10 protein-coding genes are annotated in these 12,515 nt (G+C 62.8%); 2 read left to right on the forward strand and 8 right to left on the reverse strand.

Annotated features, from left to right (window positions below; genetic code table 11):
* Nucleotides 1-29: 29 nt before the first annotated feature.
* The 4 genes from QCE49_RS15875 to QCE49_RS15890 all read right to left on the reverse strand — a co-directional run bounded on the left by QCE49_RS15875 (nucleotide 30) and on the right by QCE49_RS15890 (nucleotide 5,359).
* The gene (locus QCE49_RS15875; RefSeq protein WP_008346991.1) at nucleotides 30-1,652 is read right to left on the reverse strand and encodes an ABC transporter substrate-binding protein; all 1,623 of its coding nucleotides are present in this window, start codon (nucleotides 1,650-1,652) and stop codon (nucleotides 30-32) included.
* A gap of 80 nt (nucleotides 1,653-1,732) precedes the next feature.
* The gene (locus tag QCE49_RS15880; RefSeq protein WP_250458261.1) at nucleotides 1,733-3,007 is read right to left on the reverse strand and encodes an FAD-binding oxidoreductase; all 1,275 of its coding nucleotides are present in this window, start codon (nucleotides 3,005-3,007) and stop codon (nucleotides 1,733-1,735) included.
* Between the two features lie 28 nt (nucleotides 3,008-3,035).
* The gene (locus QCE49_RS15885) at nucleotides 3,036-3,704 is read right to left on the reverse strand and encodes a haloacid dehalogenase type II (RefSeq protein ID WP_008346995.1); all 669 of its coding nucleotides are present in this window, start codon (nucleotides 3,702-3,704) and stop codon (nucleotides 3,036-3,038) included.
* Nucleotides 3,705-3,880: 176 nt separating this feature from the next.
* The gene (locus QCE49_RS15890; RefSeq protein WP_250458262.1) at nucleotides 3,881-5,359 is read right to left on the reverse strand and encodes an aldehyde dehydrogenase; all 1,479 of its coding nucleotides are present in this window, start codon (nucleotides 5,357-5,359) and stop codon (nucleotides 3,881-3,883) included.
* 244 nt (nucleotides 5,360-5,603) lie between these two features.
* Between QCE49_RS15890 and QCE49_RS15895 the strand changes: the two genes are divergently transcribed.
* A complete protein-coding gene (locus tag QCE49_RS15895; RefSeq protein ID WP_008346999.1) occupies nucleotides 5,604-6,476 on the forward strand; it encodes a GNAT family N-acetyltransferase in 873 nt (290 codons plus the stop codon).
* Nucleotides 6,477-6,483: 7 nt separating this feature from the next.
* Here QCE49_RS15895 and QCE49_RS15900 read toward each other — a convergent pair whose 3' ends face one another.
* Both QCE49_RS15900 and QCE49_RS15905 read right to left on the reverse strand, forming a co-directional pair.
* On the reverse strand, nucleotides 6,484-8,061 hold the full coding sequence (locus QCE49_RS15900; protein ID WP_008347001.1) for an ABC transporter substrate-binding protein: 1,578 nt from the start codon (nucleotides 8,059-8,061) through the stop codon (nucleotides 6,484-6,486).
* Nucleotides 8,062-8,112: 51 nt separating this feature from the next.
* Nucleotides 8,113-10,140 (reverse strand): FAD-dependent oxidoreductase, encoded by a 2,028-nt coding sequence (locus tag QCE49_RS15905; protein WP_409017234.1) that lies wholly within the window; start codon nucleotides 10,138-10,140, stop codon nucleotides 8,113-8,115.
* Nucleotides 10,141-10,236: 96 nt separating this feature from the next.
* Here QCE49_RS15905 and QCE49_RS15910 point away from each other — a divergent pair, with 96 nt between their 5' ends.
* The gene (locus tag QCE49_RS15910; protein ID WP_250458264.1) at nucleotides 10,237-11,211 is read left to right on the forward strand and encodes a LysR family transcriptional regulator; all 975 of its coding nucleotides are present in this window, start codon (nucleotides 10,237-10,239) and stop codon (nucleotides 11,209-11,211) included.
* On the opposite strand, the gene QCE49_RS15915 is transcribed toward QCE49_RS15910, so the two are convergent.
* Nucleotides 11,200-12,126 (reverse strand): mechanosensitive ion channel family protein, encoded by a 927-nt coding sequence (locus QCE49_RS15915; protein WP_250458266.1) that lies wholly within the window; start codon nucleotides 12,124-12,126, stop codon nucleotides 11,200-11,202. The genes QCE49_RS15910 and QCE49_RS15915 overlap by 12 nt on opposite strands.
* Nucleotides 12,099-12,407 (reverse strand): hypothetical protein, encoded by a 309-nt coding sequence (locus QCE49_RS15920; RefSeq protein ID WP_250458267.1) that lies wholly within the window; start codon nucleotides 12,405-12,407, stop codon nucleotides 12,099-12,101. Before QCE49_RS15920 ends, QCE49_RS15915 begins: the two co-directional genes overlap by 28 nt.
* Between the last annotated feature and the right edge of the window lie 108 nt (nucleotides 12,408-12,515).

The following is a 12,515-nucleotide window of genomic DNA, read 5'->3' on the forward strand; positions in this document are numbered from 1 at the left end:
GATGGCGCACATCCCGCTTCAAAGCATGCTCATGCCTCGAGCCACACGTTCTCCGCGAACATCCAGCCCATCAGGCCCGCGAGCGGAATGCCGCCCAAGCCCTTCAGCTTCGTCGTATGCGCGTCGAGCGAACTCTGGAACATCGGAATGCCGATGCCGCCGTCCGTATGCACGAGCTCCTGCATGTCGCCGTAAATCTTCTTGCGCTTCGCATCGTCCGGTTCGCCACGCGCGGCGACGAGCATCTGGTCGAACTGCGGGCTCTTCCAGTTCGCTTCGTTCCATGGCGCATCGGATTTGAAGAACTGCGTGAAGATCACGTCCGCACTCGGGCGCGCGTTGATGTTGCCGAAGCCGAGCGGATGCTTCATCCAGTGATTCGACCAGTAACCATCCGCCGGCACGCGCGTCACTTGCAGATTGATGCCCGCTTGCGGCGCGACCTGCTGCATCAGCACGGCCATCTCCACGGAACCTTCCGCCGCCGGCGATGCGTACAGTTGAATCGGCGTGCTGCCCAGCTTCGCCTTCTGGAAGTGGAACTTCGCCTTGTCCGGATCGAAGCCGCGTTGCGGCAGACCCGACATGTAGTACTTGTTGCTCGGATCGATAGGCTGATCGTTGCCGATCGCGCCATAGCCGCGGAAGATCGTCTTGCGCATCTGCTCGCGATCCATCAGGTACATCATGCCGCGGCGGAAATCCGCATTGCCGGTGATGCCGCCATCGTCGCGCATGATGAGATCGGTGTACTGGCCCGTCTTCGTTTCCAGCACCGCGAAGCCCGGCGTGCCCTTGATCCGCTCGGTCGAGCGCGCGCTCACTGCATTGATGAGCTGCACGTCGCCGGACATCAGCGCGTTCACGCGCGCGGGTTCGTCCGCGATGCCGATCAGCTCCACTTCGTCCAGATGCGGCATGCCCGGCTTCCAGTACTTCTCGTTGCGCACGCCGACGGTACGCACGCCCGGCGAGAACTCCTTCAGCTTGAACGGGCCCGTGCCGACCGCCGTCTTGAAGTCCGTCGTGCCGTCCTTGATGATGAGGAAGTGCGAGTCCGCGAGAATCACGGGCAGGTCCGCGTTCGCGCCCGTCAGCGTGATCGTGAGCTCGTTCGGGCCAGTCGCCTTGATTTCCTTGAACTGATCGGCGAGCGTCTTCGCCTTCGAGCCGACCGCCGGATCCTTATGGCGCATCAGCGAATAGATGACGTCCTGCGGCGCGAGCGATTTGCCATCGTGGAACTGCACGCCGCTGCGCAGCTTCACGACCCACACGGTCGCGTCTTTCGTTTCGAGCGATTCGGCGAGCGCCATCTTCGCGCCGAGATGATTGTCGAGTTCGGTCAGGCCGCTGTAGAACATGAAGCCGCGCGCGTAGTCCGTGCCGAGCGCGCCCTTCGCCGGATCGAGCGTATCGGCGGCTGACGACGACTGCGTCGCCACGCGAATGCGTCCGCCCTGCTTCGGCTTGTCCTGCGCGAAAGCCGCGCCGCTCGCGGTGAGCAGACCCGCGCCCGTCATTGACATGAGTCCGCCCGCGGCCATCGCGCGAAGGACATTGCGCCGGGACGCGCCACGGCGCGTCAGTTCTTCCAGGCGTTTGCCGGCATCGGCGTGAACGAGTGCTTCAGGCGATTTGTCGATGCTCATGAACTTCTCCGCGATAGGGACTGTGAATGTTCGACGGCTTGGTTATTGGATGAAGGCCGTCTGTCTTTGCTTTCGATGCTTCAATAGAAAACGTCTTTGATCGAGTAATACGCGCCGACGAGCGGCAGGAACCACGGCTTGCCCGTATGGCCCGGAATCGCGGGCCAGTCGAAATCGCGCCACGGGTTCGCATCGGCGTTGCCGTTCATCACGTCGGCCATGATCTGGCCCATGTGCGTCGACATCTGCGTGCCGTGGCCGCTGTAGCCCATCGAGAAATAGATGCCATCGTGCTGGCCCGCGCGTGGCAGGCGATCCGCGGTGATATCGACGAGACCGCCCCAGCAATAGTCGATGCGCGCACTGGCGAGACTCGGGAAAATAGCTGCGAGATTCGCCTGCAGGATGCGTCCGCTCTTCGCGTCCGATGGACGTTCCGACGCGGTGAAGCGCGCGCGTCCGCCGAGCAGCAAACGTGAATCGGGCGTCACGCGAAAATAGTTGTGCATCAGGCGGCTCGTCGTGTACGAGCGGCGCTGCGGCAACAGTTGCTTCAGTTGTTCCGCTGGCAGCGGCTCCGTCACGATGATGAACGAGCCGACCGGTGCAAGCCTGCGCCGATACCACGCGAACGGTCCATGCTTCGAAGGCCCTGTCGCGATCAGCACTTGCCTTGCGCGCAACGTGCCGCGCTTCGAATCGATTCGATAGGCGCCGCCTTCCTTCGCGATCGCCGTGACTTCAGCGTGCTCATAGAGACGCGCGCCTTGCCTCGCCGCTGCATTCGCGAGGCCGACGGCGAACTTGCCCATATGCATCTGTCCGCCGTGACGTTGCAACAGCCCGCCGTGAAAGGCATCGGACTGCACTTCATTGCGGACCTGCTCGCGATCGAGCACATCGATATCCGGATCGACTTCGCGCCGGATCAACTCGGCGGTCTTCGCGATATGTTCGAGATGATGCGGCTTCGCGGCGAGCTTCAGCTTGCCCGACGCGAGATAGTCGCAATCGATGTTTTCTTCGCGGATCAAACGTTCGACCGTGCTCACCGCCGCCGCATACGCGCGATAACAGCCTTGCGCGCGCTCCGCGCCGAGTTGCGAGCGCAGCGCCGCATAATCCTGCGCGACGCCCGTATTGCATTGACCGCCGTTGCGTCCCGACGCGCCGCCGCCCATGCGCCCGGCATCGAGCACGACGACCGACGCGCCGCGCTTCGCCAACGCGAGCGCCGCCGACAAACCGGTGAACCCGCCGCCGATCACGGCGACATCGGCCTGGCCATCCGCCGGGCCTTCGCACGTCGAGATGATCGAAGGCGCGGTATCGAGCCAGTAGGAGTCGAGTTTCATCGGCATTGCTCGCGTGAAGTGGCTTCGATTACAGACCGAGTTGACCGGCGAGATCGCCGATGGTGTCCACTTCGTAATACTCGTAGTACGGCGTGCCCGGCTCGTGGCCGCGCTTCACGAACGCCTTGTGCTTGATGCCCATGTCGTGCGCGGTCATCAGGTCGTAGCGCAGGCTCGACGACACATGCAGCACGTCTTCCGGATTGCAGTTCAATTGATCGAACATGTACTCGAAGCCCTGCATGCGCGGCTTGTACGACTGCGCCTGCTGCGCCGTGAACACGCGATGAAACGGCGCGCCGAGCTTGTCGACGTTGCTCTGAATCTGATCGTCCGATGCGTTCGACAGAATCACGAGCTTGTACTTCTTCGCGAGACGCGAGAGACCTTCCGGCACATCCGGATGCGGGCCCCACGTCGGCACGGCGAGGTAGTATTTTTCGGCTTCGGCTTCGTTGAATTCGACGTTCATGCGCTCGCACGCGCGGCGCACCGAATTGACGATCACGTCGCGATACGGCTTCCACGCGCCGAGCACTTCGTCGCGGCGATAGCCCGCGAAGAACTTGACGAATTGTTCGAGGTCGTCGCCCTGCAGGCGGTCTGCGTACATCTCGCGGGTCATGTCGGCCATGCGGAATTTCGTCAGCGTGCCGTAGCAGTCGAACGTGATGTACTTCGGCTCGAAATCGATCATGATGTCAGTCCTGTCGTGTGTTGGTTGAAACAAGAAACAGCGAAGTGTCGAGAAAATTTAAACAAGGCAAAAATGACTGATGGCGTTGAATGCGTGCCTCGCGACGATACAAGTCATGCGTTTTGAGGCGTCGCCACAGCAGAAAATGCGGCGCACGTTTGGAACGATCGTGCGCTTCAGACTTCCGTATCGATGAGCACGCTCTTGAAGCGCAGATTCGCTTCGTAAGCCTGCCGTCCGAGATCCTTGCCAATGCCAGAGCGCTTGTAGCCGCCCGTCGGAATCACGAAATCGCTGGTACGTCCATAGCGATTCACCCATACCGTGCCCGCTTCGATGCCGCGTACCATGCGCAACGCGCGACCGATGTCCGCGGTATGCACGCCCGCAGCAAGGCCGTAGTCCGGATGCGCTGCGAGTTCCAACGCTTCTTCTTCGGTGTCGAACGACTGCACGGTGAGCACCGGGCCGAAGATTTCATTGCGCACGGCGTCGCTCTCCTGCGTGACGTCGCACAGCAACGTTGGCGAATAGAACGCGCCGGGCGTCGCGGCATCGGCACGCTTTCCGCCGCAACGCATGGTCGCGCCGTTCGCGATGCTGCGCTGAACGATCGCATCGATGCGCTGCGCCTGCGGCTCCGAAATGATCGGCGGCAAGGTCGTGCCCGCAGCCCAGGTCGCGCCCGCTTTCAGTTCGCCGAATGCTTGCGCGATGCGATCCGTCAGTTCTTCGGCGATGCCGCGCTGCACGAGCAGCCTCGATCCCGCGACGCACACTTGCCCCGCATTCCCCGTGATCGCGCCCGCGATGCGACGTGCGACCTCATCGATGCGCGGTGCGTCGGCGAACACGATCTGCGGGCTCTTGCCGCCCAGTTCCAGCGTGACCGGCTTCGTGCCGCTTTGCGCGCATGCGGCCATGATCGCGGCGCCGGTGTGCGTCGATCCGGTGAACGTCACTTTGCCGATGCGGGGATGACGCACGAGCGCATCGCCGGTGGTGCGGCCATCGCCCTGAACGACGTTGAAGATGCCCGGCGGCACGCCCGCTTCGAGCGCGAGCTCGGCGAGACGCAACGCGCTGAACGGCGTCATCTCCGAAGGCTTCAGCACGACCGCGTTGCCCGCCGCGAGCGCGGGCGCGGTCTTCCATATGCCCATCACGAGCGGAAAGTTCCACGGAGCAATCGCGCCGATCACGCCATACGGCTCCGCGATCGTCATGCCGAGATGTCGATGATCCGTTGCCGCAACATCGCCGCCGATCTTGTCGGCAAGCTCCGCATAGAAGCGGATGCTCTCGGCGGTGAACGGCACGTCCCAGTTGTATGCGTCGCGCACCGGCCGCGTCGAGCCGATCGCTTCGAGCGGCGCGAGATTCGCAGCGTCGGCAGCGACGAGATCGGCGAACCTGCGCAGCACGCGTGCGCGCTCGCGTGGCGCGCGGCGGGCCCAGTCGCTCTTTTTGAACGCGCTGTAGGCGTTCTGCACGGCGTAGTCGATCATCGCGTCATCGGCGACGGGCACCGAGGCATACGCGACGCCATCCGACGGACGCGTTACCTCGATACGCGACGCGCCCGCATCGATCAGTTCGCCGCCGATGAAGTGCCCGCTTCTGATGACGATGCTGGCAGGATCGAACCGGTCCATATGCGTGAGTCCTCCTCGGCATGTTGCGTTGACATGACTCCATCGTAGGGCCAGCGCGCCGGCATATTTCGCCGACAAAATTGCCGATTCAGCACAGCGCGCGCGTTCTTGCCGCGATAACCTGCGGTTTTGCGTTGCACCACGCGGCGGAATCTCGGGCCGTGCGGGACAGGAAGATCGTCCTAGCCATGCGCGCTGCGCGGTGTCAAAGTCACGGTAAATGTCTTCAAACTGAGGAGGCCGCGTGCCTGACTCGAACAATAACGAAGTGGTCGAATACCGGGCTTTCACGCTCGACGACCTTCCTGCAGCGCACGCGTTGTCCGCGTCCGTGAAATGGCGGCATCGCGCGGACGATTGGCGTTTCGCGGCGCGTATCGGCAGCGGCTTCGCGGCGGTCGATCAGAACGGTGCGCTCGTCGGTACGGCGCTCGCGTTCCAGTTCGGCGCGGATGCGGCGACGCTCGGCATGTTCATCGTGTCGCCGGAACATCAGCGGCGCGGCATCGGGCGCGGACTGCTCGACCGCCTGCGTGCGAAGCTCGGTCCGCGCATGCTGCTGATCCACGCATCGAACGAAGGCAAACCGCTTTGCGTGGAACGCGGCTTCGAAACCATCGACACCATTCATCAACATCAGGGCGCGGCCTTTCAGCCGCCGCTCGTTTCGCTGCCGCCGGGCGAACGGCTCCGTCCGATCGGCGCGAAGGATACGCCGCGTCTTGCCGCGCTGGCATCGCGCGCAAGCGGGCTGGATCGCACGGAACTCATGCCGCAATTGCTCGATGTCGCGAGCGGCATCGCACTCGATCGCGATGGCGAACTGATCGGCTTCGCGCTCTTCCGACGTTTCGGCGATGGTCACGTGATCGGCCCGGTCGTCGCGCCCGAGTCGGCGGACCAGAGCCGCGCCAAAGCGCTGATCAGCTATTGGCTCGCACTGAACGCGGGCATGTTCGTGCGCATCGATACGCCCTTGCGTTACGGCCTTTCCTCGTGGCTGGAAGGACTCGGCCTGCCGCTCGTCGATACCATCGAGCAGATGGCGCTCAACGGCAAGCCATCCACCGATGCGACGTTCACGCAATTTGCGCTGACGAGCCAGGCCGTGTGGTAATCGATCGTCACGCCTTCGCGAGCCACGCGAACTCCGCGAACCGATAGCCCATCACGCGTCCTGACGGCGTCCCCTTCAAGCCGCGCAAGTTCGAGCTTTGCGCGTCGATGAAGTTGATGAAGGCCGGAATCACGAGACTGTTCTTCTCGTAGACGATGGTCTGCATGTCGCCGTACATCTGCTTGCGCTTCGCTTCGTCGCGTTCGCGGCGCGCCTGTATCAACAGTTGATCGAACTGCTCGTTCTTCCAGCCGGACTCGTTCCAGTTCGCGTTCGAGCGAAAGAACTGCGTGTACAGCAGATCGAGCGTCGGGCGCGGCAGGATCGAGCCGTAGGTCATCGGATACTTCATCCAGTAGGTCGTCCAGTAACCATCGGCGGGCACGCGGCGCACGTTGATGTCGACGCCCGCCTGTTTCGCCGCCTGCTGGATCAGCATCGCGGAATCGAGCGCGGTCTCGACGGATGGCGGCGCGATGATCTCCGCACGCGCGCCCGGCGTGCCGGCCTTCTTGAAGTGGAACTGCGCCTTGTCCGGATCGAACGTGCGCTGAGGCAATCCCTTCATGAAGTATGGATGCCACTCGGGCACCGGATGATCGTTCGCGAGCGTGCCGTGTCCGCGCAACATCACGTTCACGATGCGCTGGCGATCATGCAGATACTTGATGCCTTCGTTGAAGTCCGCGCTCTTCGTCGGCAGCATGTCCTGCCGCAGAGCGAGATCGGAATAGAGTTGAGACGGACTTTCGAGCACGGTCACCTTGCCGGTCTGCTTCACGCGGTCGACATCGCGCGCGGGCAGTGGCGAGATGAGCTGCACATCGCCCGCGAGCAGCGCATTGGTGCGCGCTGCATCATCGCCGATGCCGATGATCTCCACTTCATCCAGATACGGACGCCCCGGCTTCCAGAAGTTCGCATTGCGCGCGCCGATGCAGCGTTGCGCCGGCGTGAACTCCTTGCATGTGAACGGTCCCGTGCCGTTGCCCTTCGAAAAATCGGTCGTGTTCGCGGCGACAATCACGAGATGCGGAATCGCGAGCAGCGCGGGAAGATCGACGTTCGGCTCGGTCAGCGTGATCTCGACTTTCAACGGTCCCGCCGCCTTCACCGAGCTGATGCCATCCGCTATCGATTTCGCTTTCGAGCCGGTCGCCGGGTCCTTGTGGCGCATCAACGAGAACACGACATCGTCGGATGTCAGCGGCTTGCCGTCGTGGAAATGCACGTTGGGCCGCAGTGTGACGGTCCATGTCGTGAAGTCGTCGGATTCGAGCTTCTCCGCGAGCGCGTTCTGCGTCTTGAAGTCGGCGTCGAGTTCGGTGAGGCCGCTATAGAACATGTACGCGCGAGCGTAATCGCCGGTATGCGTTCCCTTCGCGGGATCGAGCGAGTCCATCAGCGACTGATTCGCGAGCGCCACGCGGATGCGTCCGCCGCGTTGCGGCGCGGGCTCGTTCGCGGCGAATGCAAGCGACGATGCGCCCGGCAAGATCAGCGTCGCCGCACCCGCCGCGGCAAGCGTTTTGATCGCCTTGCGGCGGCTCGGATCGGCAACTACGAAGTCCTTCGGCAATGTCATGTGAGCCTCGCTCGTTCATTGTCGTTTCAACGGATGAGATGCAACCTGCCTTCACAGCGCCATGCAAAGCCGATAGGCGTCATAGATGGCCGTATGGATATCGCGCGACGCGCTGGCATCGCCGATGCGGTACAAGTGGAACTGTCCTTCCTCGCGTTCCCTCGCTTCGGGTTGCGGCTTGCCTGTCGCGAATGCTTCGAGATCGGTGTAGCCGTCATTGGCCGAATACATGCGCGCCGCTTCGAAGAGATCCTCGACCGCGAGCATGCCGCGCTCGACCACGACATGATCCGCTTCCATCTCGACGAGCTCGTTCGTCAGATGATGACGGAACACGGCGCGGCGCTTGCCGCCATCGGTCGCGATCACTTCGATCAATTCGATGTTCGTGCGGACCGGCACATCCCAGCGCGCGATATTGCGCATCCAGACCTGATCGTCGCCGCGTCCGCCGGTTTCCTGCGCGGGCACGCTGTCGATGAGCGCGAGCGATACAGCAAGGCCCGCATCGACATAACGCTCGGCGCAGAGATACGCGTTATGCCGGCCCGTGCCGTCGTAGACGAGCACGCTGCCTTCGCGCGGCGGCGTTTCGGTGAGCGCATCGAAGACGGACTTGCAGAGCTCGCCGCCCGGCAACGCATCCAGATTCGGCAGGCCGCCCGTCGCGACGATGACCACATCCGCGCCATGATCGAGCACGTCGCTCAACTCGGCGTAGTGGTTGTAGCGCACATCGACAGCGAGCTTGTCGAGTTGCGCCACGCGCCAGTCGACGATGCCGATAAGATCGCGCCGCCAGCTTCCCGTCGCCGCGAGCAACATCTGTCCGCCCGCCTCCGAGTTCGCCTCGAGCACGGTGACGTCATGGCCGCGCGTCGCGCAGATGCGCGCGGCTTCGAGGCCCGCAGGTCCCGCGCCGACGATGAGCACGCGCTTCTTCTGCTCGGCCTCCGGTATGTCATGCGTGAGATACGTCTCGCGCGATGTCGCCGGGTTATGAATGCACGTCGCGCGAAAGTTGCGGCAGAACGATGCGCCGACGCACGGCCTCGCTTCATCCTCCTTGCCTGCTTCGACGAGCTTCACGAGATGCGGCTCCGCGATATGCGCGCGCGTCATGCCGACCATGTCGAGCAGACCTTCGCGTATCGCATAACGCGCCGTGGCGAGATCGGCGATCTTCGCTGCGTGGAAGACGGGCAGATCGACCGCGCGCTTGAACGCGGCCGCTTTGGGCAGCCACGGTGCAGACGGCACGAACATGCCCGGCATCGAGTTGACCGCGAGCGACATCTTCGTGTCCATGCGCCCGAACGTGACGTTGAAGAAATCGAACAGACCCGTGCTCTGCAGGATGCGCGACATCTCCAGCCCTTCCTCGAAGCTGCATCCGTCTTCGAGCGCGAAGCGAAAGCCGACGATGAAATCGTCGCCCACCTGCTTGCGTATTTCTTCGTGAACCTCGATTGCGAAGCGCACGCGATTCGCCGTCGAACCGCCGTATTTATCGGTGCGCAGGTTCACGGTCGGGTCCATGAACTGGCCGATGAGATGCCCGCCCGCATGGGTTTCGATGCCGTCCAGACCGCCATCGCGGCAGCGCTTCGCCGCAAGGCCGAAGTCGCGGATCACGCGTTTGATGTCGGCATCGTGGATAGCCTGCGGCATCGCCCGATGCAGCGTTTCGCGCACGGCCGATGGCGCGATCATCGGCAGCCACGGTTCCGTGTATGCATCGCCGCGCCGCCCGAGATGTGTGATCTGGCACATGAGCGCTGCGCCGTGCGTATGGACGCGATCGGAAAAGCGCCGCAGATGCGGCACCACGGCATCGGTCGAGACGTTGATCTGCTGGAACGTATTGGGACTGTCGAGACTGACGTTCGACGAGCCGCCGAACATCGTCAGCGCGATACCCCCTTTCGCCTTTTCCTCGTGATACCGTTGATAAACCTCCTGAGGGAATTCATCACGCGTGAGACGGCTCGCGTGACTCGTGCTCATCACACGGTTTCTGAGTACGAGATGCCTGAGGGCAAAGGGCTGAAGCAACGGGTCCGACGAAGCAGTGGTCATGGCCTGCGAGAAGAAGTAAGCGTCGGACTCAAGGTAAGGAGGTCAATATGCGCCGTCAAATTACAAATGGATGCACGCCCCTTAACATGGTGTTGTATGAGTCTGCGACTTCCGTCCCTTCAGGCACTGCTCGTCTTCGAAACTTCCGCGCGGCTCTTGAGCTTCACCAAGGCGGCCGGCGAACTCAACGTGACGCCCGTCGCCGTGAGCCGCATGGTGGCGCGTCTCGAAGACGCGCTCGGCTTCAGGCTCTTCGATCGCACGAAGCTAGGGCTTACCCTGACCGATCGCGGCGCAACATTGCAGCGCGCCGTTGCATCGGGTTTCGGGCAGATCGGCGACACCATCGATGAACTCAAGCGCGATCATGCGCAAGGCGAGATCGTCACGCTGTCGCTCGCGAGCGGCTTCGCCGCCTTGTGGCTCTTGCCGCGTTATGCGGGGTTTCGCCGCGCGTTTCCTTCCATCAATCTGCGCTTGCAAGTGATGGCCGGGCGGCTCTACGGACCGCTCGAAGATGCGGACCTCGGCATCCGGCTGCATGGTCCGGGTTCGGAGAAGGAACCGCTTCTTCTTTGTCCGGAGATCATCGTCCCTGTCTGTAGTCCGAACTATCGCGCCGAATTCGGCCCGCTCGATACGCCGGCGAGCATCGAAGGTCACGCCTATATTCATCTCGACGTGACCACGCTTTCCTGGGCGGATTTTCATCGTGCGACGGGGCTGTCCGACAAGGGCATCGGCGAAGCGGTGCATCACACCGATCCCGGACTCGCCGTGCAATGCGCGATGCTCGGACAAGGCGTCGTGCTCGGCTGGCTGCTCGCGATCGCGGCGCCGTTGAACGAGGGCAAGGTCATTCCCGCGTGGGACCGATACATCGAAACGGGCTGCAATTACGTGCTCGAACATCGCTCGTCGAATCCGTCGGAAAGCACCCGCGCGGTGGCGCAATGGCTCATCGACGAAATGAGGAAGGAACTCGAGGATGCTCGTAGCGTGCTCGCGCCGCTGAAAGCGGTGCCCAAGCACCGCGCCGATCACGCAAGCATGGCTCGATCACCTTCCTGAGGGCGCGGACACCGAACGCTCGCGCTGCCAGCAGCGCAGGCCGAAAAACGGCACGACGCCATAAGCGTGATCGAGCATGTCCGATAGCAACGCCTCGTAGCGCTCCCAGCGAATCTCGTCGATGAACACGCAGATCTCCAGTGCCACGACCGCCGTCGTGGACTGGACGTGGCGAATCACGAGCGGCATGTCGCGACGCACGGCCGGGTGCGCGCGCAAATATCCGCTGAGATAGTGCCGATACAAACCGAGGTTCGTGCGGCGCTCGCCTTCGACGGTCACGAGCGGCTGTTCTATCGCTGCGTGCAATTGCGCGAGCAACGCGTCGTCGGGATAGCGGATCGTGTCCACGTCGAAGTGAATCGCATGCCGCAAGCGTCGCGCGCCCGACGCGACCATGCCGCGCCAGTTCTTCACGCTGTTCGTCAGCAGCAGTTGGCTCGGCAACATGACGACGGTGTTGTCGAAGTTGCGCACCTTGATCGTGTTCAAGGCAATATCGATGACGATGCCATCGGCGACATATCCGGGCACTTCGATCCAGTCGCCCACGCGCAGCATGTCGTACGCGGCGAGCTGGATGCTGGCGACGAAGCCGAGCAGCGAGTCGCGAAAGATGATGATGAGCAGCGCCGTGATCGCGGAGAGACCGGTGAGCAGATAAACGGGCGAACGCTCGAGCAGCAGCGAAACGACCGCGATCAGCGCGACGAGATACACGACGATCGTGGCGATCTGCAGAAAGCTCTTGATGGGCCGCTCGCTCGCCGAAGGAAAGTGGCTATAGCGCTCGTCGATGCTGTCGCGCAATGCAAGCGCCGCGCGCACCATCGTGTAGACCATGTAGCAGGCCGCGAGTATGGCGAGCGGCTTGCCGAGCGCCGGGATCACCGGAAACGTGAGCCCCGTGAGCAACGGCGCCGCGGCATAGACGATAGCGGCAGGCCGAGCGGCGCAAGCCGATGAAACACGCGATGTCGCTCCGCCGCGATCAGCCACTTGCGCCCTTCCTTGCGTGCGAGCCGGTTGACGATCACGAGCATGATCCAGCGCGTCAGGTAGTAGCAGATGACGCTCGCGAGGAAAATCGCCAGCAGCATGGCGATCACGAGAAGCGTCGCGATGAGCCAGCTATCGGTGGCGACGTTGACTTGCCAGTCGGGTCCCACTTCGAAACGCAAGCTGTTGCCGAACATGGACGCTCCCGTATGGGCGAACCGATGTGATTATTCAGGCGAATCCGACGAGACCGTTGCTTTGCCGAATATTGTAGTAGCGTCGCGACGATGCACGCGATGATCGAA

It is taken from the genome of Caballeronia sp. LZ008 (assembly GCF_031451435.1).
In the GTDB taxonomy this organism is placed as follows: domain Bacteria; phylum Pseudomonadota; class Gammaproteobacteria; order Burkholderiales; family Burkholderiaceae; genus Caballeronia; species Caballeronia zhejiangensis.

Coding starts and splice junctions, on each gene's coding strand:
- QCE49_RS15875 (WP_008346991.1), bottom strand. CDS start 1,652: ATGAGCATCGACAAATCGCCTGAAGCACTCGTTCACGCCGATGCCGGC.
- QCE49_RS15880 (WP_250458261.1), bottom strand. CDS start 3,007: ATGAAACTCGACTCCTACTGGCTCGATACCGCGCCTTCGATCATCTCG.
- QCE49_RS15885 (WP_008346995.1), bottom strand. CDS start 3,704: ATGATCGATTTCGAGCCGAAGTACATCACGTTCGACTGCTACGGCACG.
- QCE49_RS15890 (WP_250458262.1), bottom strand. CDS start 5,359: ATGGACCGGTTCGATCCTGCCAGCATCGTCATCAGAAGCGGGCACTTC.
- QCE49_RS15900 (WP_008347001.1), bottom strand. CDS start 8,061: ATGACATTGCCGAAGGACTTCGTAGTTGCCGATCCGAGCCGCCGCAAG.
- QCE49_RS15905 (WP_409017234.1), bottom strand. CDS start 10,140: ATGACCACTGCTTCGTCGGACCCGTTGCTTCAGCCCTTTGCCCTCAGG.
- QCE49_RS15910 (WP_250458264.1), top strand. CDS start 10,237: ATGAGTCTGCGACTTCCGTCCCTTCAGGCACTGCTCGTCTTCGAAACT.
- QCE49_RS15920 (WP_250458267.1), bottom strand. CDS start 12,407: ATGTTCGGCAACAGCTTGCGTTTCGAAGTGGGACCCGACTGGCAAGTC.